Genomic DNA, 19,001 nt, shown 5'->3' on the forward strand with positions numbered 1-19,001 from the left:
CTGCGGCGTGCCGCGTGTGACTGCAGGGGGCTGTGGCGGGAGCATCCCTGGAGGGAGTAGGGACCTGCATCCTCTACGTCCGACGGAGACGCCCAGATGCCCGCCGGCTTCACTGCCCTTACCCTCCTCGCCGCGCTCGCGCCGGGGCTGTCCGATCCGCCCGCGCCGTCCTGGCTATTGGTTCGCGCGCCACCCGTTGCCCACCTCTCCCCGGATGGGCGCTTGATGGTCACGGTGGAGCGTGACCAGGCGCTTGGTCAGATCGAGACCCTCACCGTCTTCGCCGACCCGAATACGGGGCGAGCTCGCCGGATCTTCCGCTCCGTCGGTGACACGCCGCTGCGCTTCCTCAAGTGGCACGGATCGCGCGCGGCCGAGCTGGAGTTCCCGACGCAGGGCGGGGAGCCGACCTATCGCCTGCGGCTGGCCTGCGGGAATGAGACATGTACCCTGGACCGCGCGCCCGTCGGAGAAGGGCCATAGGCGCGGCGCGGGTCACCTGTCGCCGCAGATGAGACTATGGATTGCAAAGCGGAGGCGAGGTTTCCCGCCGCTACGGCGCGCCGTGCTGGTGCTGTTCGAGCAGCCGGGCGCCTTGGCGTCGTCCACCCCGGACCGCAGCGCCAGATGCGGCACTAAGCGCGGAGTGACCTGCAGCCCCAGTGTTTCATCACTGGATGGTCGTTGCAGGCACGGCAGGGACGCTGCACTTGGAGGATGACCCGTGATGGAGGTGAACCTGATGGCGACGTGGCGAACCGGCTTGTTGCTGCTGGCCCTGTGCATTCCAGCTGCGGCGACGGCTGCCGATACGGCACAGGCCGCCGTCGCGGGGCGCCGCTATGCCGTGCCCCGGGCACTGGTGAACGCCTCGGTCGCACCGGGAGCGGCGATAACCGACGTCCTCCAGATGCAGCTCCTGTGGCCTGGTGCCGTGGCGCTGCCCCCCGGGCACGACGCCGCCTACGAGAGCGGCCTGATTGCCGTCACCGTGCAGGACATCTCGCCCACGACGCGGGTCGAGCAGCTCTCGCGGATTTCGGGGCAACGGGCGCGGTTCCTTGCCCTCTGGCGGGACAGTACCGTGGACCAACTCGGCCTCGCCCCAGACTTCGACCTCTCTGCCCTGTCCCTCGGCGACACGGAGGAAGCATCCCGGCTCGGCCTGCGCGCGCTCGGACCGTTTGCCGCCGTCGACCCCACGCGGGAGCTGCGGCTCTTCGCGGACGAGTTACCCGCGCGCCTTTCCGAGGTCATGGCGTGCTGGACCGGCCTGTCCTGCCAGCTGTGGTGGATGGAGGGCGAGGCGGCGGTAGAGGTGACCTTCACGGAGCGCTTCCTCTCTGACTGGGCTGCGATACGCCATGAGGTGACGGCGTTGCTGGACCGGATGCGGACCAACCGAATGCCTTGACCGCGGTGCGAGCCCCGGCAAACTCCCCTCCCATGCCCACCACGCAACGCCGCGCCCTCGCTCTCACGGCTTTCGCAGCGTTCTCCGCGTTTCCACTGCCGTCCTGGGCCCAGGATGTCGCGGAGCGAGCCACGGCTCTCAACGGGCAGCATCCCGCTGCCTACTACGAGGCCGCCGCCGAACTCTTCCGCGCCGGCAAACGGGACGATGCCACCTTCTTCTTCTACCTCGGACAGCTTCGCTACCGCGTCCATCTCGCCGCCCGTCCGAATAACCTGGTTGATGGCGATCGCGCCCTCTTCTCCTCGCTCAACGAGAGCTTCGGTCGCCCGATGAACGAGTGGGCCTTCGGTGACATTCCTACGCTGCTCCGCACCATAGACGCGGTCCTCGCCTACGATGCGCGCACGCCTGACCAGTTTACGCCGCCCACCACCTTTCCCGGCCCGACCCGCGACATCCGCGCCGGATTGAGCAGCATGCGCGATGACGTCGCCCGCCGCGCCGCAGAGATTCGCCGCGATCGGTCCTCCAACGGCCTGCCGAACCGCTGAGGCGGTACTCTGCGCCTCACTGGTCCCGCATCATCGTCGCGGGGGGAAGGGCACGTCTCCCAGCTGCACGAGCCTGTCGCCCTCGAGACACTAGGGGCGCTCGCCGACATTCGCCCGGTGCTCGTCCTGGGAGCCTGTGAGGATGAGCATGGCATTGTCCGCCTGGGATGTGGTCCTGTCTTCGATCCCGTCCGAGGCTCCGCTGAGGCAGCAGGTGGCGGTGGCGGTGGGCGGGTACGTCATCGGTCCCGCGCCTTTCATTCAAGCCGCACGTTCGCGGTCCGCACGGCCTTGCCCCAACGATCCAGCTCGGCCTCGATCAGCTGGCTGTACGCCGCCGGGCCGGACCACCGAACCTCTGCCCCCGCCTCCTCGATCCGAGTTCGCAGCGCGGAGCCTGCGAGCACCTTCTCCACGGTTCCGGTAAGGGCGTCCACCACGTCGGCGGGCGTGCCACGGGGTGCCATGAGGCCGGACCAAGCCACCATCTCCAGTCCCTTGGAGAAGGTCTCGTCGAGCGTCGGCACCTCGGGCAGTTGCGGCAGGCGCCGCAGGCCGGTCACGGCCAGTGCCGTCAACCGGCCATCGGCGACCTGCGGAATCAGGGCATTGGCGTTGCCGGCGTAGAGGTCCACCTGGCCGGCCAGGAGGTCGTTGATGGCCGGCGCCTCGCTCCGGTACGGGACGTGGTTAGCCGTCGTTCCCGTGAGCCGGAGTATCTCGGCCATCGCAAGATGAGTGATGTTGCCGATGCTGGAGGAGGCATAGTTCAGCTCGCCGGACCGGGCGCGCAGGAGGGCGACGAGTTCCTCCATACGGCGCACGGGCAGGCGTGGGGAGGCGACCAGCACGAGCGGGATGGCAGCCACCTGCGCCACAGGAACTAGGTCGCGCCGCAGGTCGTAGGGAAGGCTGGCGTAAAGGTGCGGGCTGATGACGAGCGACGAGGTGTTGTAGAGCAGCGTGTGGCCATCACCCGGCGCCTTGGCGACAGAGTCTGTCGCGATATTGGCATTCGCACCCGGTCGGTTGTCGACGACGAAGGGCTGCCGCAACTCGTCCGAGAGGGCGGCGCAGAGCAGGCGCGCGACAGCGTCCGCGCCCCCACCCGCGGCGAAACCGAGCACCACTCTGACAGGTCGGCTGGGATAGGACGCCTGCGCCCGAGACGCGCCGGGCACCACGAAGGACGCGGGCAGGGAGCCAATCAGGGCGCGTCGCGAAAACCCGCCGATGCACATGTGACGTCATCCTCCCGTCAAAGTTTCTGGCATGCTCTGCCCGTTGGCCGATCTGTGTCCAGTCGCCTCCGGAGCAGGATCTTGTCAGCCGGGACGATCGGAACGGATGATCGGGTGAAAGCCATGCTGCAGCACCCATGCGGATCGCAGAGGATGCGCGGTCACCAGCGGCGCTAGGGAGGAGCTTTGATGCCCGCCAAGAACACGGTCTGTCTCTGGTACGACAGGGACGCGGAGGCCGCTGCCAGCTTCTATGCCGAGACGTTCCCGGAGAGCTCGATGGGGGCCGTCCACCGGGCGCCGGCCGACTACCCGTCGGGAAAGGCCGGAGACGTGCTCACGGTCGCGTTCACGGTGGCCGGCATCCCGTGCATCGGGCTGAACGGTGGACCAGCCTTCCGACACAACGAAGCCTTCTCGTTCCAAGTCGCCACGGACGACCAAGCGGAGACCGACCGTCTGTGGGACGCGATCGTCGGCAACGGTGGACAGGAAAGCGCCTGCGGGTGGTGCAAGGATCGCTGGGGCATTTCGTGGCAGATCACGCCGCGCGTGCTCACCGCTGCGATCGCGGCCGGCGGAGAAGAGGCGCAACGCGCCTTCACGGCGATGATGACCATGCGGAAGATCGACGTCGCGGCGATCGAGGCCGCCCGGCGCGGATGAAGATTGGCCGGCTGCAGCCCACGCCTGACCTCGTGGAAGCCCACGCGGTGTGGGCTGCCCATGCGCCCCGCACCAGGCGCGGCAAGTTCGCGACCACGGCGACGCGATGAGGCCCTCTATCCATCGGTTCGGGCAGCATCGCCAATGCCCCCCTGGCCTCGACACTCTTCTCGCCCGCAGCCCACCTAGCTGCGGGGTACCTGGGGGCCCATCCCCAAGGGCTGAACGCTACTCCGCCGAGATCTTCGCAGCCGTGATGATGCCCCTGTAGGTCGCGGACTCCTGCGCGATCCGCGCCGCCATGTCGGCGGGGCTGCCGCCGATGCCGCTGATCCCGATCCGCTGCATCAGCGCCGTCACCTCTGGCGTCCGCAGCGCCTCGTTGACGCCCTGGTTCAGGCTTTCGATCACCGACGCCGGGGTTCCGGCGGGGGCGGCGAAGCCCGTCCAGGAGGTCAAGGTGAGGTCACGGTGGCCCAGTTCCGTCGCGGTCGGCACGGCGGGCAGGAGCGGGGAACGGGCCAGGCCGGTGCTCATCAGCGCCACGGCCCGTCCGCCCTCCACATGCGGCACTACATTCGCCACCGCCCCGAAGAAAAGGTCCACCTGGCCACCGATCAGGTCGTTCATCGCCGGCGCACCGCCGCGGCAGGGAACATGGGTCAGCTCCGTGCCCGTCACGCGGGCGAAAGATTCGCCCAGCAGGTGCGGCAGGCTGCCGCTGCCGGCGGAGGCGTAGGTGACGCGTCCGGGCGAGCGTTTCGCCGCCGCGATCACCTCGGCGACGGAGCCGTAGCCGCTGCGGGCATGGGTGGTGAGCACCATCGGCCCCTCGGACGCCACGGCGACCGGCGCGAAGGAAGCGACGGGGTCATAGCCCGTGGGCGGGACAGGCGCCCGTTATCGTGTCTCGCCTGGACGGCCGGCGAGGGGGCTCCCTTTCCATCCGGCTCGGCACCATGCTGCCGCTGGAGCGCTCCGCCTCCGGTCGCATTTTCCTGGCGTTCCTTGACGAGGCCGACGAGACGGTTCGGCAGCGGCTCCGAGTAACGGTGCAGGAGGTGAGGCCCGACCGAATGGCGTTCACGGACGGCCTCCTCAACGCCGGCTTCGCGGCCATCTCCGTTCCTGTCTTCGACCACCTGGGCGACCTTGCGGGCGCTATTATCACTCTGGGCGCCGCCGGGCACCTCGACTCGACGCGGGACGGTGCCACGGCCAGGGCTCTTCGCGCCGAAGGCGAGAGCGCCTCCGCAGCGCTCGGCTACCGTCCCAAGAGGGGGAATGAATCCGGCCGTCCTTGATGGCCGACGCGGAGATCTTGCGCTGCTTGCTGATCGCCCGTGGACGACACTACCGGAACCTGCGCCCTCGTCCCTGGTTCGTCGGACCGCCGAATGGGATCATGATCACACCACCGAACTTTCTCCCCAGGGTTTCCCGGTCGATGGTGTTAAACTTCCCAGTTGAAACAGGGGGTGCAGCCCATGGATTTGGGAATTGCGGGCAAGGTGGCGGTAATCACCGGTGGGACACGCGGCATCGGGCTGGCGACCGCGCGACTGCTCGCGGCTGAGGGGGCCGACCTGGTCCTGGTTTCGCGCAATGCGGAGGATGCCGCCCGCGTAGCTGCGGATCTCGCCAAGGCCACTGGTCGACGCATCCTGGGTGTGGCCGCGAACACCACGGATGATGCCGCGGTGGCCGAGATGGCTGCCGTCGTGGAACGCGAGATGGGTGGTGCTCAGATCCTGGTGAACTGCGCGGCTGAGCCCGCCGGACAGAAAGCCGTGCCTGCGCCGTCCCAGGCGGAGTGGGAGTCGCTGGCGTCCCACATGGACACCAAGGTTATGGGCTATCTGCGATGCGCCCGCGCATTCCTGCCGTCGATGCGCCGGGGCGGCTGGGGCCGCATCGTCAATGTCAGCGGGCTGGGCGCGCGGCGGACCGGGGACGTGGTGGGTACCATCCGCAACGTTGCCGTGGTTGCCCTCTCGAAGAACCTGGCGGATGAGCTGGCGGGCACCGGCATCGCGGTGACCACCGTCCACCCCGGCATGACCCGCACGGAGAAGGTGGACGCCATGATCGAGGCCCGTGCCAGGGCCGAGGGCCGCACCGTGGGCGAAGTGGAGATCGCCATGGCGGGGAACGTGTTGATGGGCCGCCTGCCCACTGCGGAGGAGGTGGCCCAGGTCATCGCCTTCCTGGCATCTCCCATGTCCGTAACGGTGAATGGCGTTGCGATTGACGTGGGCGGAGGCGTGCGCGGCGCCATCAACTACTGACGGACAACGATTTCCGGGCAGACCGTCAATCTGGCCTTTGCTATCCAGGCCAGGTTTTGGATGCGTCCGAAGTCCGGTAACGGCACGGGCAATCGCAGCATCCATAGCCGGATTTGCGCAGCAGCGCCGACTGGACGTGAAGGAGAACACGACGGTTTCGTGTTCCCGTGGATACCTGATTGAAGGTCTGACAATGCGGACAGGATCACAGCGGTGCATCGAGTAAGAGGCCGCGCCGCCTCTGGTCATCAGGCTTCGAACAAACGTCGGCTGCAACCGTGCAGTTGATCCGCCATGGCCTGTCGACCGGTCTGCCTATCCGCCGCCTCGATGGATCCAACGCTGTCGGCACGCTTGCGCAGATTTTTGGTTCGCCCGGCGAGTTCACGCGTCAGGTGGACGTCGGAGATCATCGGATTCCGGAACGCTGCAGCGCTGTTAGAAAGAAGCAACTGCTGACTGCTTCGCCGGCTAGCTGATGACGCGCGCTCAAATTTATCAATTAAAATAATCCTCTGGCCATTATTTTTTACATAATGCATATTATGCAACACGGCTAGCTTCGAATTGCTGGCTCCCGCCCCGCCGTCACGCCGCTTGTGACGCCCAGGTCGGGGCACGCCCTTCTAGGCATAGGGGCCGACGATGGATCGTCACGTCCGCCGGACGTTCCACTGGACCGGAACTGGTGCGGGCACCATGCCCGTCATCTCCCGCCGAAAAGCGTAGGGCTGACGGAACTGGCCCAGGGGGTAGTGCGGCACCTCGTGGAAGGCAGCCGCCTGGATTTCACGCCCCACCGCCCCGGCCTCGGCGGGCGATCCGGCCCCAAACCACTTCTGGATTCCGCCCTCGATCGCCGGGATGTCGGGCCAGCCGAACCAGGCCGCCGCCCCGTTGCTCCGCAGGAGGGAGTGAGTCGGCGGTGCCAGCCCGTCGGCTCCCGTGGCGTTGGTGCAGAAGGCGCTCCAGCCTCCCTGCTCCGGTGCCTCCTTCCGCGCGCGCCGCTGCACCACGCTGCCCCAGTCCGTCACGACGTGGTCGAGGTTGACACCCAAACGCCGGAACATGTCGGCCAGGACGTGGCTCATCGCGTCCACCGTGCCGACGTCCGCTGCGTGGAGGAACGTCAGCCGCTCCCCGCGATATCCGGAGGCCGCGATGGCCCGCCTCGCGGCATCGATGTCGCGGGGCCCGCGCAGCACGTCCATGCCTGCATCGCTCGCCAGCGGCGAACCCGGGGTAAAGAAGCCGACCGGCGCGGTCCAGCGCGCCGGATCCGCGCCTGCCACGGCGGTCATGATATCGGCCTGGGGAAGGGCGAGCCAGATGGCGCGCCGGAAGGCCGGGTTGTTGAAGGGTGGGACAAGGTGGTTCACGCGCAGGTTGGAAACGGAGCCGAACCGCTCGACCTGCTCGACGCGCAGCGCACGGTTGCGACCGAGGAGTGGCAGGAGATCGAAGCTGGGCGCCTCCCACCAATCTACCTCCCCCGACTGAAGCGCCGCCGCCGCCGTGGCAGCATCGGGGATGATCCGCCACTCAACCCGGTCGAAATTCGCAGCCTTGCCCCCGGCCAGCATGTCCGCCGGCTCCTGCCTTGGCTGGTAGGCAGCGTGGCGCTCATACACCACCCGGTCTCCGGGAACCCATTCGCTGCGCTGGAAGCGGAAGGGGCCGCTGCCCACCACCTCGGTCAGTTGCGTGAAAGCGTCGGTCCGGGCGAGGCGCTCGGGCATGACGAACATCGGCGCGGTCTTGGCGATGCTGTCGAGGAAGAAAGGAAAGGGTCGGTTGAAGCGCAGCACGAGACGGCGGTCGTCCGGGGCTGTGGCCTCGTCGAGGGCGGCCGCGACGAACTGGCCGAAGCTGTCGCGTCGCGCCCAACGCTGGAGGGAGGCGAGGCAGTCCCGCGCCAGTACCGGCTCGCCGTCATGAAAGCGCAGCCCCTCGCGTAAGGAGATGGTGATGCCGCGATGTTCTGCTTCCCAGACGTGGCCTTCCGCCATCTGCGGCTTCGGAGTGAGATCCGCGCCCTGGCCGTAGAGGGTGTCGTAGACCATGTAGCCGTGGTCGCGCGTGATCCAGGCCGAAGTCCAGACGGGATCAAGGCTGGTGAGATTGGCGTGCGGTACGAAGCGCAGCAGGCGGGCGGGCTGGGCTGCAGCTGGCGCGGCCAGGGCGCCGGCCGCGGTGCCGGCGAGGAACTGGCGTCGGCTGACGGTCATGACGGGCTCTCCACCTTGGACCAGTAGGGCCGCCTGAAGCGGCGTTGGGAAAAGTCAGTGGCGCCGCGTCGCAGCGAACCCCGTCGGTGATCTGCACGAAGCCGACGTCGTAGTGCCGCAATCATTTCAAAACCAGGATCCGCTTGCTGTCCAGCCGGTAGCCCAGTCTCGAAAGGGCGTCCGAGGGCGTCCTTCCGCGGCCGGGTCGATGGGCTGGCACGCATGTACTCCACTCCAATCCAGGCGCTCGGCCCGGCCTTCGGCCTTGCCTCGAAGCCCGTCAGACGGGTCTCGCGCCCGGCGACCCGGCGATTGATCGCTCCATCTCCACGCGGATCTCGTCCGGGGACAGCCGCCCGACCTCGGCGATAAACACGATTCGTGCGCGCGGCAGCCCTTCGCGAGCCGTCCCGACCCCCATCGGCACGAGGGTCGCGCGCCCGCCTGCAAGCTGGAAGAGCAGCGGTCGCCCTGGCTGCTGGATCGTCTCAAAGACGCCTTTGGCCCGCGCTAGGCGTGGCGCCAGGCGGTCGATGGCTGCCTGGACCAGCGGCATGGAAAGCGACGCATCGGCCGTCCAACTCAGCGTTTCGAAGCGCTCGGCGCGGGGACCGCGCCTTCCGGGGCTGCGCCCCGCAGGATTGCGCGGGACAGGTGGGCGCCCAGGATCGTCCGGCAGCACCAGCGACAGCGGCACCTCTCCCCATGGCGCGTCGATCACGGTCGCCGCCGGACGGAGCGCCGCCACGGCTGCGCGGACACGCGCCCGCTCCGCTTCGTCCGCCAGGTCAGTCTTGCTCAGCGCCACCACGTCGGCCAGGCGAAGCTGCGCGAGCAGCAGCGGGTCCTCCATCGTCTCTGGCGCCCCGGCGGCGTCCACCACGCAGAGCACGGTTTCCAGTGGCGCCTCTCGTAGGACTATGGGGTCCATTAGGTTCCGGACGATTTCGGCAGGATCGGCCACGCCACTTGTCTCGATCAGAATAGTCTCCGGCCGCGGGTCGCGGCGCAGGAGAGTCGCCAACGTGCGGAGAAGGTCACCCTCCAGCGTGCAGCAGATGCAGCCATTGGCGAGGCTCACCACCCCGTCGCTCGCGCCCAAGACGAGTTCCGCATCAATGTTGATGGCGCCGAAATCGTTCACGACGGCGGCGATGCGCCGTCCCCCGGCATGGGCCAGGATGTGATTCACCACCGTGGTTTTGCCCGCGCCCAGGAAGCCGGTGACGAGCAGAACCGGAACGGGGGTGCCTGCCATCGTCAGGTCTGCCGGACGGAAGGCCGGCGCACCGGCCGTCCGGGCCGCGCCGCCACATCCAGCACCCCGTTGGCGATCACCGGCACACCGCTGACGATCAGGTGGCGCACGCCCTCCGAGGGACGGTTCATCGCGCTGAACTCGGCGCGGTCAGTCAGCGCGTCGAAATCGAAAACCACCACGTCGGCGTCTGCTCCCGCCGTCAGCCGGCCCTTGCCGAGCATGGTCGGCGTGCTCGCTTCCAGGATCTGTGCGGGGATTAGAGAGCACTTGCGGATGCCCTCCATGAGGGAAACCGCACCCCGTTCGCGCACCCAGTGGCGGATGAAGCGCGTGAAGCAGCCAGCTGAGCGGGGGTGGGAGGTCGCCTCCTCCGGCAAGGGCCAGGCCTCGCCCGTGTAGGTGCTGCCGTCCGGCATGCTCCAAGGCATTGCGTCCGAAGCGATCGCGCCGTCCGGGTAGAGCACGGCCATGTCGAGCAGCTCGCGGTGCCGCTCGTTGTGCTCCGTGTCCAGCACGTGCCACAGCACGAGCTGCGAGGGGTCCTCGGCCTGCGCGGCCAGCAGTTCGTCGCGACTGCCGAAGCGGTGCCCGTCCGTAACCCGTTGCACGGAATCATAGCCGAGGCCGTTGCGCGCCTCGAACTCCGGATCGTTGAAGAAGGCGGCTGCCAGCACGGTGGAGCCTGTGCCGTAGGGATAGGCTTCCACCGTAATGGGCAGGCCCTGAAGCTGGGCCTTGCGCACCAGCTCGTAGCAGCGGGCGATGTCCGTCTTGCTGGAGGAGTTGAAGTGGCAGATGTGCATGTGCGCGCCGGTCGCGCCCGCGTAGCCGATGAGGCGGATGTAGGCCTCGGCCGCGCTCTGGGGATCAATGCGCGCCATGTATGCGACATGGGTGAAGGTCGGCACGTTCCGCGCGGCGGCGAGCTGGCATACCGCCGTCAGCTCCTGGACACCGGCGCCGGGCGCGTAAGCGTTGAGTATGCCGATCCCGATCCCGCCCTCGTCCAGCCCATCCGCGATACGCTCTAGGATGCCGGCCGTTTCGGCTTCGGTGGCGATGTTCTCCATCCAGCGCCGGTCCCGCATGGCCCGGCCGAAGGCTTCCAGCGAAGATTCCTCGTTGCTGCCGACCATCGCGCCGATGCGAGCGAAAGCCCAGTTGGTGGCAGCGCCGTAGTTCAGCACGCGCCCGCCCTCGGCCTGCCGGCGGTACCAGGAGGCGACCGGCATCACGCCCGCCTCCAGGTCCAGCGTCGTCGTCACGCCGTCAAAGGCCTGCATGCGATCGGCGGGAATGGATTGACCGTGGGCGTGCAGATCAATGAAGCCCGGGGCGACGACCAAGCCAGAAGCGTCGATGACCCGCTCCGCGCCGCCCAGGCCCGTTCCGACCGCGGTGACCCGGCCGTCCTTAATCGCCACGTCCGCGACGGCGTCCATCCCGCTCGCCGGATCCACCACCCGGCCACCACTAATCAACAACGAGCCCATGCTGCCTCCTGCCTGCCTGATCCATCATCACGCCGCAGGACGGCGCGGGAGGCACATGTTCTGGGTCATCGCGGATCTACGCAAGCGCAAGAGGCACGTCGGTGCTTCCAAGCTGCGGGAAGCCACTCAATAGCATGCGCTATACCAGGCATCACGAGACCGTCTCGGCTTCGTTACATTAAGCGCCCCTGAGCAACCAGCATCGGCCAGACGGCTTTGCGCCCAAGACCGATAAATCCATCGTGGCCAGAAAGCGCAGCAGCCCCGCGTTCACGGCGGCTGGCGCGTCCAGCTGCGGGCAGTGCCCTATATCGGGCACGATCTCGAAGCCACACAACTGCGCTAAAGCCCGAGCGCCGGGACGGTTATGATTGGGCGTTCTGGCGCAGCGTGCCCGAGGGCACCTGAATGATCGTGTAGCCGGGGCGCCCGTCCCGAAAGGAAGGCTGCCGAGGGATACACCGTCCTTAGTGGCTGCTGCCGAGCAAGCTTGCCGCGTGCAGGAGGGTTGAGCAGGCTTCCAACCATCGACGCTCCTGCAACGTTGCTGTTTTACCGACTGGAGCAGGTTCAATGGCCCGCAGACGACATCTTATTCCTTACGTCTGCGGCGTTGCTGCAGCGGTGCTCAGTCTTTTCGGCCCAACTCCCGCACCGGCACAGCCGCGCACCGAGCCCGGCACCGCGCGCACCGGGTCGGCCACGCTTGACGCCGTGCGCGCCCGGCGCCTGCTCCTGTGCGGCATCTCGGGTGAGTCGCCAGGCTTCTCCCTGCCCGACAGCCGGGGTGAGATGCGCGGCCTTGATGCTGACACCTGCCGGGCGGTTGCTGCCGCCACTCTGGGCGATGCCAAGCTGGTTCGCTTCGTTCCTCTTTCACCACAGGCTCGTTTCACGGCGCTGCAATCGGGAGAGGTGGACCTACTCGTGCGCAACACGAGCTGGACGCTTACCCGGGAAGCCTCCCTGGGCCTGAATATGGCCTGGATCAATTTTCACGATGGCACTGCCTTCGTGGTGCGCGGCGATGCCGGGGTGACCTCGGCTAAAGGGTTGGACGGAGCCACGGTGTGCCTGCTGCAGGGTACCACCACCGAGCTCGACGTCGCGGCCTACTTCCGGTCCAACAACCTCCAGTTCACGCCCGTCCTGTTCGGCGGAGTGACCGAGACTGGAAACGCGTTCCTCGCCGGGCGCTGCGATGCCTGGGCCAATGACGCCTCCTACCTTGGGGCGTTTCGTGCAACTCAGCCCGACAAGGGACTGGTCATCCTGCCCGAGAGGATCAGCTCGGAGCCCGTGGGCGCGATGGTGCGCAAGGGCGACGATCGCTGGTTTGATCTGGTGCGCTGGACCGGTGCAGCGTTCCTCGCAGCCGAGGAAGCCGGAGTGACCAGCGAGAACGCCGCGCAGCAGAGGTCCACGACCTCCGATCCATCGGTGCAGCGCCTGCTCGGCACCCAGGGCGACCTTGGGACGGCGCTGGGCGTGGATAACGCCTGGGCGTTCAACGTGATCAGCCAGGTCGGGAACTATGCCGAAGTCTGGGCACGCAATTTGGCACCGCTGGGCATCGACCGAGGTGCCAACCGCCTCGCCTCGCAGGGCGGACTGATGTACGCGCCGCCTTTGCGATAACGCGAAGAGCTGCCAGGCCTCGCCAGCGTGGCTTAGCACCGTGCCGCAGCTCCGGCCTGTTCCCACTCGTCTCATGGCGCCGCTCAGACCAACCACTTAATAAATGCGCCCGCAAACGCAGTGATCGTGACCGCCCTGGGAAACGGCGGTACGCCTCCCATTCCAGAGCGTCCAACACCGACCAACAACCGCGACCCCGAAACAGCGATTGATGGTGCATCCCTCAGGGACCGGTTAGGTCAGCATTGGGCTCAGCGCACGACCTCAATGCCGCTCTCCCGCACAGTGCGGCGCCACCGGTCCACATCGGCCCTGATAAAGGCGCCGAACTCCTCGGGCGTCGAGATGATCGGCTGCATCCCGAACTCTACCAAGCGGCGGGACATGTCAGGCCGCTCCATGGCTGCGCCGACATCCGCAGCGATGGCCTGCACGATCAAGGGTGGCGTTCCTGCCGGCGCCACAAGGCCAAAGAAGGATGAAATGTCGAAGTCCGGTACGATATTGGCGATCGGCTCCATCGGTGGCGCTCCCTCAATCGGGGCCCGAGTGCCGACGCCAAGCACCCGGAGCTTACCCGTTTCCACGCTCGGCCGCACCGAGTTCCAGACATCGAACATTAGCGGCACGCGGCCCTGCAGCACGTCGGTCAGCGCCGGGGCGGAGCCGGGATAAGGAATGTGGACGAGCTTCGCGCCCGTCGCCCGCGCGACCATCTCGCCGGCGAGATGCGTCAGGGTGCCCGCGCCGGGAGTGGCGAAGGCCAGGCCATCCACCTCCCTCTTCGAGAGAGCAACGAGCCCTGCTAGGTCCTTTGCCTGGAGAGATGGATGGCAGACCAGCACGATCTGCTGCGCCGCGACCCGGCTCACCGGGGCCAGGTCTGTTAACGTGTCGTAGGGCAGGCTGGGATTCATCGCCGCGTTGATAGTGAAGGCGCTGATGACGCATCCCAGCGTGTACCCATCCGGCGGCGCCTTTGCGACGGCGTTGGTGCCGACGATTGTCCCGCCGCCGGCCCGGTTCTCGACGATCACCGGCTTCCCCCAGCGCGCACCGATCCGCTCCGCCAGGACCCGCGCGAAGACGTCCGTGGGGCCACCCGGCGGGAAGGGAACGATCAGCCGCACCGGCCTATCGGGGAACTGGGCGGCGGCCGGTCTTGCCAGGTATCCCACCGCGCCGCCGGCAAGACCGGCGAGCATGATGCGTCTCCGCATGATCGTTTCCTTCCTTCTTCGGTCTCGCGCCGGTATTTTGCAGACTTCAGCCCGGCCACCCGTTGCGCCGGGCAGCACGGCAGGGCCGCTTTTATGCAGGCACCAGGATCTCGATGGCGTCCCCCGCGATCCGCACGGGGAAGGTCTCCAGGTCGCGTTCCGCCGGGCTGGACAGCGCGCGGCCGCTTCTGACATCGAAGCGCGCGTTGTGCAGCGGGCACTCGATGACGCAGCCCTCCTGCAACCCGTCGGAGAGAAGCGCGAAGGCGTGGGTGCAGATGTTGTCGGTCGCGTAGACTGTATCGTCCACCCGGAACAGCGCGATCCGGCGCTCGCCGATTTGTAGAGCGAGGGGCTCGTCCTCTGTCACTTGATCGAGCGTCGCGGCGTGATGCCAGCCGGTGATACTGCTCATCCGTGCCCCCTCAGATGCTGTAGAAGTCGAGGACGGTCGGGACGCGGTCGTTCACCAGCGTGATAACCTTGCGCGCGATTCGCCATGAGTCGGCGTCCCGCACTAGGGTGTGCGTGTAGCGGCCGTGGCGCGTGTGTTCCTTCCCCAACCGAGGGTCGTAGACGTGCACGGAGAAGACGGACTCGCATAGAATGCGCGCCGGTCCCTCCTCCAGCACCTCCACGCTCCCGATCAGATGCGTGGTGCGCGGCAGGGGCAGCGCCGTGATGGACTTGCGGGATTCGATGCGCGCGATCCGCTCCTCAAGCCCCAGCCGACCCGCGTGGTAGATGAGGGAGACCTGGGTCGCGGGGTCAGTGGTGGTGCGGTTCTCGTCGAGCCAGGCCGGCAACCAGTACACCGCGTCCTCGCGGTACATCCGGACCCACTCGTCCCAATGCCCCCTGTCGAGCAGACGCGCCTCGCGGAACAGCAGCGCGGAGGCGAGGTCCAGCGCGGAACGAGCGGGAGAAAGGCCGTCCATCACGCCCCCTCCCCTGCCCCGCGCAGGATCAGCTCGCGCCAAGCGCGGTAGCCCGCGTGGAAGTTCGTCTCGCCGCCGAAGGCCGGCAGGCCGAAGGCGGTCTCGGCCGGGCTTATGCCCAGCTCCGCCGCGTGTGCGCCCGGCACGCCTTCGCCCATGCCGCGTAGGTAGCCTTGGGTGGCACCAGCCTGCTCGGCCTCGTAGCCGGTCTGGCAGAACTCATACATGACGTTGTCGTCGGAACTGGCCAGGCCGGAGGGATTGAAAAAGTCCTCGTAATTCCGGATGCGCATCGTGCGCGCCTCAGGTGCCTCCCCGACCGGGGCGAGGCAGTGCGAGGTCATCTCCGTCCGGTTCGCCGCCAGAGGACGCCAGGTGCGTAGCTGGGCCGAGAGGATGTCGATAACCTGCAGGTTCGGGAAGATCGTCAGGTTGCGCTGGCGCAGCATCCACTTCACCCGGCTCGGGCCCAACCGCGCGCGCGTCCCTTCCAGCACCGCAGGGTCAGAGGCGAGTGGGCGACCGTAGAGCTGCGCGCGCTTGATGGACCAGTTCACTGCGTGGCCGTGGTCGAAGCTGAAGCTGCCCTGGCCCTCGATCTCGGCCGGATCCTCGTCCGTGAAGCCGGCACCTGATCCGGCGGCCGCCTTCCGCTTCTTCAGGATATCGACGTAGGAGCTGTGGGTCGAGGCGAAGTGGTAGTAGTCCAGCCCGTTCTCGAACTGGAGCTTCCAGTTCGCGTCGAAGGTGTAGGTGATCTCGCCCGGCACGAGCTCCAGCTGGCCGACGGGGCTCTGGTCCACGACGAGGTCAAGGAAGGCGCGGGCGTCGCCGAGATGCTCGGCGAGGCTGGGCACGTCATCCGTCAGACTCGCGAAGACGAAGCCGCGATAGCTGTCGAGCCGCGCCACGGGCACGAGGTCATGCCCGGTATTTGCGAAGGATGCGGGGTACTGCCCCGTCACCTCCTCAGTGATGGAGACGTTGCGGCCGCCGCTGTCATAGGCCCAGCCGTGGTAGCGGCAGACATGGAACTTCTGCCGCCCATGCTTGAAGGGGCAGACGATCGTGCCGCGGTGCCGACAGGTGTTGAGAAGGCAGCGCAGCGCCCCGTCCTTGTCGCGGGTCAGCAGCACGGGCTGCCGGCCGATATAGGTGGTGACGAAGTCGTGCGGCCGCGCGACCTGGGACTCCAGACCGACGAAGACCCAGTTGCGTTCAAAGACGTGGCGGATCTCCGCCTCGAAAACTTCCGGGGCCGTGAAGATTCGGCGGTCCACCTGGAAAATGCGGTCCTCCGGGCGGTCGTCCACCAGCCCGGCGATGGCGTGCAGGTCCAAACGGGGTTGGAAGGGGGCGTTCATGCAGGATTCCCTTGCCGGACGGTGTTGGAATAGCGGGTCACGCGGCAACGGCCTTGCGAAGGTCGCCGCCCGTCTGAGCGGCCTTCGCGCGGTCGAGGCGGGCCCGGGCGGCAACGAGACGCCGGGCAATTGCAAAGTCCCGGGCGGCGTCGAGGCAGGCGGCACCGACCACGCGGCCCGCGCGCAGGTAGAGGCGGAACCGGGGACCGCGGGTGATGCTCTCATCGGCCTCAGCCGGCGCGCCGACGACGCGCAGCCTGTGGCCGTACTGGTCGCTCCAGAACCACGGCGCTTCGTTGGGCTCCGACGACAGGCCGAGGATGGCGCGGGCAACAGCGCGGGCAGAGCCCTGCGCGTGTGCCCAGCTCTCCTGCCGCGCGCCGCCGATCGCGCCCTCACGGAAGGCCAGGTCACCGATGCCCCAGACGGACGGGTCGGTGGTGCTGGCATAGGTCGGCCCGACCAACAGGCCGTCCCGGCAGGGCAGGCCGGCTGCCTCTGCCAACTCCGTGCGTGGTCGGATGCCGATCCCCTGCACGACGAGGTCGCTCTCCAGCACTGTTCCGTCGCCGAGTGTCACGGCAGCGCCGCCATCCGCAGCGGCGATAGAGCGGATGGTTGTGCCCAGTCGCATCTCCACGCCCTCTCGCTCGTGCAGCTCCGCGATCCAGGCGGCCGCCTCTGCCGGCACGTTGCGCCCGAGGATGCGAGGGGCCGCCTCGATCACATGCACCGAGAGGCCGGACGACCTGAAGCTGGCCGCTACCTCGAGCCCGATCACGCCGCCGCCGATCACCACGGCCGAGCGCGCCGATCGTATCCGGGCGCGCAGCGCAGCTGCGTCATCGCTGGTGCGAAGAGTGTGGGCGAGGTCGCCGCCCGGGACTTCGAGGCGCCGCGCGGAGCCACCGGTGGCGAGGACCAGCGCGTCGTAGAGGAGTTCGGTCCCATCCGCGAGACAGACGAGGCGTCGCTCACGGTTGATTGCGGCCACCGGCACGCCGAGGCGCAGGTCGAACCCCTCCGTCCACCTCGCCTCCTCCGCAAGGGCTGTGGGAACCGCGCCGTCGATGGTCAGCATCGCCTTGGAGAGCGCCGGCCGCTCGTAGGGCCGATGTCGCTCCTCTCCGAGCAGGATGACCGTGCCGTCGAAGCCGAACTCTCGCAGCGCCAGGGCGCAGGCGCCGCCCGCGTGCCCCGCGCCGACGATCACGATGCGGCAAGGCGCGACCGTCGAGCCCGGCATCCGTTTCTCCCAACCCTTGCTGGCCTCGTCCGGGCAGTGCTGCCGCGGCGGTCCGTTTCGACTACAATAGTTGTACCGACACCTATTGCAAGGTGAATCCCGTCATGTCGCTTTAGCGCCAGAACAGGACCGAAGCGGCCGACCAACGCATATGCCTCAGAACAGCGTCTACGCGCCCGCCACGGCGGGACCTGCCGGGAAGGCCGTGGCCTTCGACCGCTACCTGCCAACCGTGCTGTCCAAGCTCGTCAGCGAATTGCGGATTTCCGCCAACGCGTTCTTCGGCACCCGCTACGGCGTGACGCTCGTCGAGTGGCGCATTCTGTCCTTCCTGGCCGCCGCCGGGCCCTCCAGCGCCTACACGATCTGGACCGAGGGTGAGCTGGACAAGGCCGCCGTCAGCCGAGCCCTCCGCGGCCTCGAGCAGCGCGAATTCGTCACGATTTCTTCTGTCATGAAGTCCCGCCGGCCCGGTCTCGTCATTAGTCTTGCCCCGGCTGGGAAGCAGCTCCACGACGCGATGTTCGATGAGATCATGGTGCGACACGAACGCCTGCTGGACGGCCTCTCCCCCGAGGCGGTCGAGGCGCTTTTCGGCATGCTGCGCCGGATCCGTGAGAACATTCCAGGGATGAGCGGCGGCCTCCCTCCCCCGACTGGCTGACGCCGGCCCGGCCCGTTGGCCCGGGGCGACGACGGTCGAGCGGATTGTGCGCCGAGGTTCTGCTCCCGCGCACGGCAGCATTGAGACTGCAATGGCGCTTGTCGGCTGAAGGCTGCCGGTGCGGCTCTATGCCTCAATCCGCCCGATCAGCGTGTGATTACGGGCGAAGCTGCCTCGCGGCGTCAGAACGCCGCGGCTGGTCGGTGCCCGCGCAAGCCCGGCCCAGGCCGCGGCGCCATCCGCTCGCAATGCGTTTAATTCTAAAATAAGCCGGTACGCCTGCTGGGTGACCTTCTCCTGCCGCGCTTGGGCTACAGCCGAGGCACAGCGGAACCTAGGCGGGCGGCACGTAGAAAAGCCACGGCCAGATTTTATGACTTCGACGTGAGGAGGAGTTTGCGCGCCGGAGTTAACCTTGTGGAGAGATCTTGGCGCGATAAGAAACGAGACGACTGATCCTCACCTTTCCAGGTATCCCGATATGCGCTTCGGCACATGGCAGTTGATGAGTCTGATTGCCGCGATCAGCTGCCCGGCGGTTCGGCCCCTCCAAGCGCAGCCTGTCCGCGATACGATGCTGGTCAGTGCCGTGGTCCGTGCGCCTTCCTGCGTCGCGTCCGCGTCCAACCGGGATTTGCTGGCCGTTTCCTGCTCCGGCAGCACGCCCTTGATGGCGCGTGTCTCGACCGGCCCTGGCGAGCACCCATCCGAACGGACGGCAAGCGCCCCGCCTTTGTTGACCCTCTCCGGAGGGGCCGAGGCAAGTGCGCCCTGGACAATCGCGAC

Annotated in this window: 19 protein-coding genes and 1 pseudogene; 8 read left to right on the forward strand and 12 right to left on the reverse strand. The window is 67.6% G+C overall.

Annotated elements, in window-relative coordinates; genetic code table 11:
- Positions 1-96 precede the first annotated feature (96 nt).
- The 3 genes from ACVBD7_RS22710 (at position 97) to ACVBD7_RS22720 (ending at position 1,968) form a co-directional block, all read left to right on the forward strand.
- Complete coding sequence (locus ACVBD7_RS22710; protein ID WP_458097800.1) at positions 97-483, forward strand: hypothetical protein; 387 nt, start codon at positions 97-99, stop codon at positions 481-483.
- 244 nt (positions 484-727) lie between these two features.
- Positions 728-1,414 (forward strand): hypothetical protein, encoded by a 687-nt coding sequence (locus tag ACVBD7_RS22715; RefSeq protein ID WP_458097801.1) that lies wholly within the window; start codon positions 728-730, stop codon positions 1,412-1,414.
- A 32-nt stretch (positions 1,415-1,446) separates the two neighbouring features.
- Positions 1,447-1,968: a hypothetical protein gene (locus tag ACVBD7_RS22720; RefSeq protein WP_458097802.1), complete on the forward strand. Its 522-nt coding sequence runs from the start codon at positions 1,447-1,449 to the stop codon at positions 1,966-1,968.
- 90 nt (positions 1,969-2,058) lie between these two features.
- Here ACVBD7_RS22720 and ACVBD7_RS22725 read toward each other — a convergent pair whose 3' ends face one another.
- On the reverse strand, positions 2,059-2,211 hold the full coding sequence (locus ACVBD7_RS22725) for a hypothetical protein (RefSeq protein ID WP_458097803.1): 153 nt from the start codon (positions 2,209-2,211) through the stop codon (positions 2,059-2,061).
- Positions 2,212-2,225: 14 nt separating this feature from the next.
- Positions 2,226-3,209 (reverse strand): Bug family tripartite tricarboxylate transporter substrate binding protein, encoded by a 984-nt coding sequence (locus ACVBD7_RS22730; RefSeq protein ID WP_458097804.1) that lies wholly within the window; start codon positions 3,207-3,209, stop codon positions 2,226-2,228.
- A gap of 189 nt (positions 3,210-3,398) precedes the next feature.
- On the opposite strand from ACVBD7_RS22730, the gene ACVBD7_RS22735 reads away from it, so the two are divergent.
- Positions 3,399-3,875, forward strand: a complete 477-nt coding sequence (locus tag ACVBD7_RS22735; protein ID WP_458097805.1) for a VOC family protein — start codon at positions 3,399-3,401, stop codon at positions 3,873-3,875.
- Between the two features lie 228 nt (positions 3,876-4,103).
- Here the strand turns inward: ACVBD7_RS22735 and ACVBD7_RS22740 are convergent.
- Positions 4,104-4,739, reverse strand: a pseudogene (locus ACVBD7_RS22740) (Bug family tripartite tricarboxylate transporter substrate binding protein); the annotation flags it as partial.
- A gap of 41 nt (positions 4,740-4,780) precedes the next feature.
- Between ACVBD7_RS22740 and ACVBD7_RS22745 the strand changes: the two are divergent.
- A complete protein-coding gene (locus ACVBD7_RS22745; RefSeq protein WP_458097806.1) occupies positions 4,781-5,179 on the forward strand; it encodes a hypothetical protein in 399 nt (132 codons plus the stop codon).
- A 183-nt stretch (positions 5,180-5,362) separates the two neighbouring features.
- Positions 5,363-6,163 (forward strand): SDR family NAD(P)-dependent oxidoreductase, encoded by an 801-nt coding sequence (locus ACVBD7_RS22750; protein WP_458097807.1) that lies wholly within the window; start codon positions 5,363-5,365, stop codon positions 6,161-6,163.
- A 248-nt stretch (positions 6,164-6,411) separates the two neighbouring features.
- On the opposite strand, the gene ACVBD7_RS22755 is transcribed toward ACVBD7_RS22750, so the two are convergent.
- The 4 genes from ACVBD7_RS22755 to ACVBD7_RS22770 all read right to left on the reverse strand — a co-directional run bounded on the left by ACVBD7_RS22755 (position 6,412) and on the right by ACVBD7_RS22770 (position 11,145).
- Positions 6,412-6,717, reverse strand: a complete 306-nt coding sequence (locus ACVBD7_RS22755) for a hypothetical protein (RefSeq protein WP_458097808.1) — start codon at positions 6,715-6,717, stop codon at positions 6,412-6,414.
- A 99-nt stretch (positions 6,718-6,816) separates the two neighbouring features.
- Entirely contained in the window at positions 6,817-8,391 is a 1,575-nt protein-coding gene (locus ACVBD7_RS22760; RefSeq protein WP_458097809.1) for an ABC transporter substrate-binding protein, read from the reverse strand.
- 280 nt (positions 8,392-8,671) lie between these two features.
- Complete coding sequence (locus ACVBD7_RS22765; protein WP_458097810.1) at positions 8,672-9,649, reverse strand: CobW family GTP-binding protein; 978 nt, start codon at positions 9,647-9,649, stop codon at positions 8,672-8,674.
- A 2-nt stretch (positions 9,650-9,651) separates the two neighbouring features.
- Positions 9,652-11,145 (reverse strand): amidohydrolase family protein, encoded by a 1,494-nt coding sequence (locus ACVBD7_RS22770; protein ID WP_458097811.1) that lies wholly within the window; start codon positions 11,143-11,145, stop codon positions 9,652-9,654.
- A 573-nt stretch (positions 11,146-11,718) separates the two neighbouring features.
- On the opposite strand from ACVBD7_RS22770, the gene ACVBD7_RS22775 reads away from it, so the two are divergent.
- Complete coding sequence (locus ACVBD7_RS22775) at positions 11,719-12,783, forward strand: amino acid ABC transporter substrate-binding protein (protein ID WP_458097812.1); 1,065 nt, start codon at positions 11,719-11,721, stop codon at positions 12,781-12,783.
- A gap of 251 nt (positions 12,784-13,034) precedes the next feature.
- Here ACVBD7_RS22775 and ACVBD7_RS22780 read toward each other — a convergent pair whose 3' ends face one another.
- The 5 genes from ACVBD7_RS22780 to ACVBD7_RS22800 all read right to left on the reverse strand — a co-directional run bounded on the left by ACVBD7_RS22780 (position 13,035) and on the right by ACVBD7_RS22800 (position 17,551).
- The gene (locus ACVBD7_RS22780) at positions 13,035-14,003 is read right to left on the reverse strand and encodes a Bug family tripartite tricarboxylate transporter substrate binding protein (protein WP_458097813.1); all 969 of its coding nucleotides are present in this window, start codon (positions 14,001-14,003) and stop codon (positions 13,035-13,037) included.
- A gap of 91 nt (positions 14,004-14,094) precedes the next feature.
- On the reverse strand, positions 14,095-14,418 hold the full coding sequence (locus ACVBD7_RS22785; protein ID WP_458097814.1) for a non-heme iron oxygenase ferredoxin subunit: 324 nt from the start codon (positions 14,416-14,418) through the stop codon (positions 14,095-14,097).
- Between the two features lie 10 nt (positions 14,419-14,428).
- Positions 14,429-14,941, reverse strand: a complete 513-nt coding sequence (locus tag ACVBD7_RS22790) for an aromatic-ring-hydroxylating dioxygenase subunit beta (protein ID WP_458097815.1) — start codon at positions 14,939-14,941, stop codon at positions 14,429-14,431.
- Positions 14,941-16,305 carry an aromatic ring-hydroxylating oxygenase subunit alpha gene (locus ACVBD7_RS22795; RefSeq protein WP_458097816.1) on the reverse strand — a complete coding sequence of 455 codons (1,365 nt, stop codon included), beginning with the start codon at positions 16,303-16,305 and terminating at the stop codon, positions 14,941-14,943. The genes ACVBD7_RS22790 and ACVBD7_RS22795 overlap by 1 nt, the downstream gene beginning before the upstream one ends.
- Before the next feature lie 37 nt (positions 16,306-16,342).
- Positions 16,343-17,551, reverse strand: coding sequence for an NAD(P)/FAD-dependent oxidoreductase (locus ACVBD7_RS22800; protein WP_458097817.1), 1,209 nt, complete (start codon positions 17,549-17,551; stop codon positions 16,343-16,345).
- Between the two features lie 205 nt (positions 17,552-17,756).
- On the opposite strand from ACVBD7_RS22800, the gene ACVBD7_RS22805 reads away from it, so the two are divergent.
- A complete protein-coding gene (locus tag ACVBD7_RS22805; protein ID WP_458097818.1) occupies positions 17,757-18,215 on the forward strand; it encodes a MarR family winged helix-turn-helix transcriptional regulator in 459 nt (152 codons plus the stop codon).
- Positions 18,216-19,001 lie beyond the last annotated feature (786 nt).

The sequence above is a fragment of the Roseomonas sp. WA12 genome (genome assembly GCF_054165765.1).

Excerpts from the sequence above, each read along its gene's own strand:
- ACVBD7_RS22710 (WP_458097800.1), top strand. The coding sequence starts at position 97 with ATGCCCGCCGGCTTCACTGCCCTTACCCTCCTCGCCGCGCTCGCGCCG.
- ACVBD7_RS22715 (WP_458097801.1), top strand. The coding sequence starts at position 728 with ATGGAGGTGAACCTGATGGCGACGTGGCGAACCGGCTTGTTGCTGCTG.
- ACVBD7_RS22720 (WP_458097802.1), top strand. The coding sequence starts at position 1,447 with ATGCCCACCACGCAACGCCGCGCCCTCGCTCTCACGGCTTTCGCAGCG.
- ACVBD7_RS22725 (WP_458097803.1), bottom strand. The coding sequence starts at position 2,211 with ATGACGTACCCGCCCACCGCCACCGCCACCTGCTGCCTCAGCGGAGCC.
- ACVBD7_RS22730 (WP_458097804.1), bottom strand. The coding sequence starts at position 3,209 with ATGTGCATCGGCGGGTTTTCGCGACGCGCCCTGATTGGCTCCCTGCCC.
- ACVBD7_RS22735 (WP_458097805.1), top strand. The coding sequence starts at position 3,399 with ATGCCCGCCAAGAACACGGTCTGTCTCTGGTACGACAGGGACGCGGAG.
- ACVBD7_RS22750 (WP_458097807.1), top strand. The coding sequence starts at position 5,363 with ATGGATTTGGGAATTGCGGGCAAGGTGGCGGTAATCACCGGTGGGACA.
- ACVBD7_RS22760 (WP_458097809.1), bottom strand. The coding sequence starts at position 8,391 with ATGACCGTCAGCCGACGCCAGTTCCTCGCCGGCACCGCGGCCGGCGCC.
- ACVBD7_RS22765 (WP_458097810.1), bottom strand. The coding sequence starts at position 9,649 with ATGGCAGGCACCCCCGTTCCGGTTCTGCTCGTCACCGGCTTCCTGGGC.
- ACVBD7_RS22770 (WP_458097811.1), bottom strand. The coding sequence starts at position 11,145 with ATGGGCTCGTTGTTGATTAGTGGTGGCCGGGTGGTGGATCCGGCGAGC.
- ACVBD7_RS22775 (WP_458097812.1), top strand. The coding sequence starts at position 11,719 with ATGGCCCGCAGACGACATCTTATTCCTTACGTCTGCGGCGTTGCTGCA.
- ACVBD7_RS22780 (WP_458097813.1), bottom strand. The coding sequence starts at position 14,003 with ATGCGGAGACGCATCATGCTCGCCGGTCTTGCCGGCGGCGCGGTGGGA.
- ACVBD7_RS22785 (WP_458097814.1), bottom strand. The coding sequence starts at position 14,418 with ATGAGCAGTATCACCGGCTGGCATCACGCCGCGACGCTCGATCAAGTG.
- ACVBD7_RS22790 (WP_458097815.1), bottom strand. The coding sequence starts at position 14,941 with ATGGACGGCCTTTCTCCCGCTCGTTCCGCGCTGGACCTCGCCTCCGCG.
- ACVBD7_RS22795 (WP_458097816.1), bottom strand. The coding sequence starts at position 16,305 with ATGAACGCCCCCTTCCAACCCCGTTTGGACCTGCACGCCATCGCCGGG.
- ACVBD7_RS22800 (WP_458097817.1), bottom strand. The coding sequence starts at position 17,551 with ATGCCGGGCTCGACGGTCGCGCCTTGCCGCATCGTGATCGTCGGCGCG.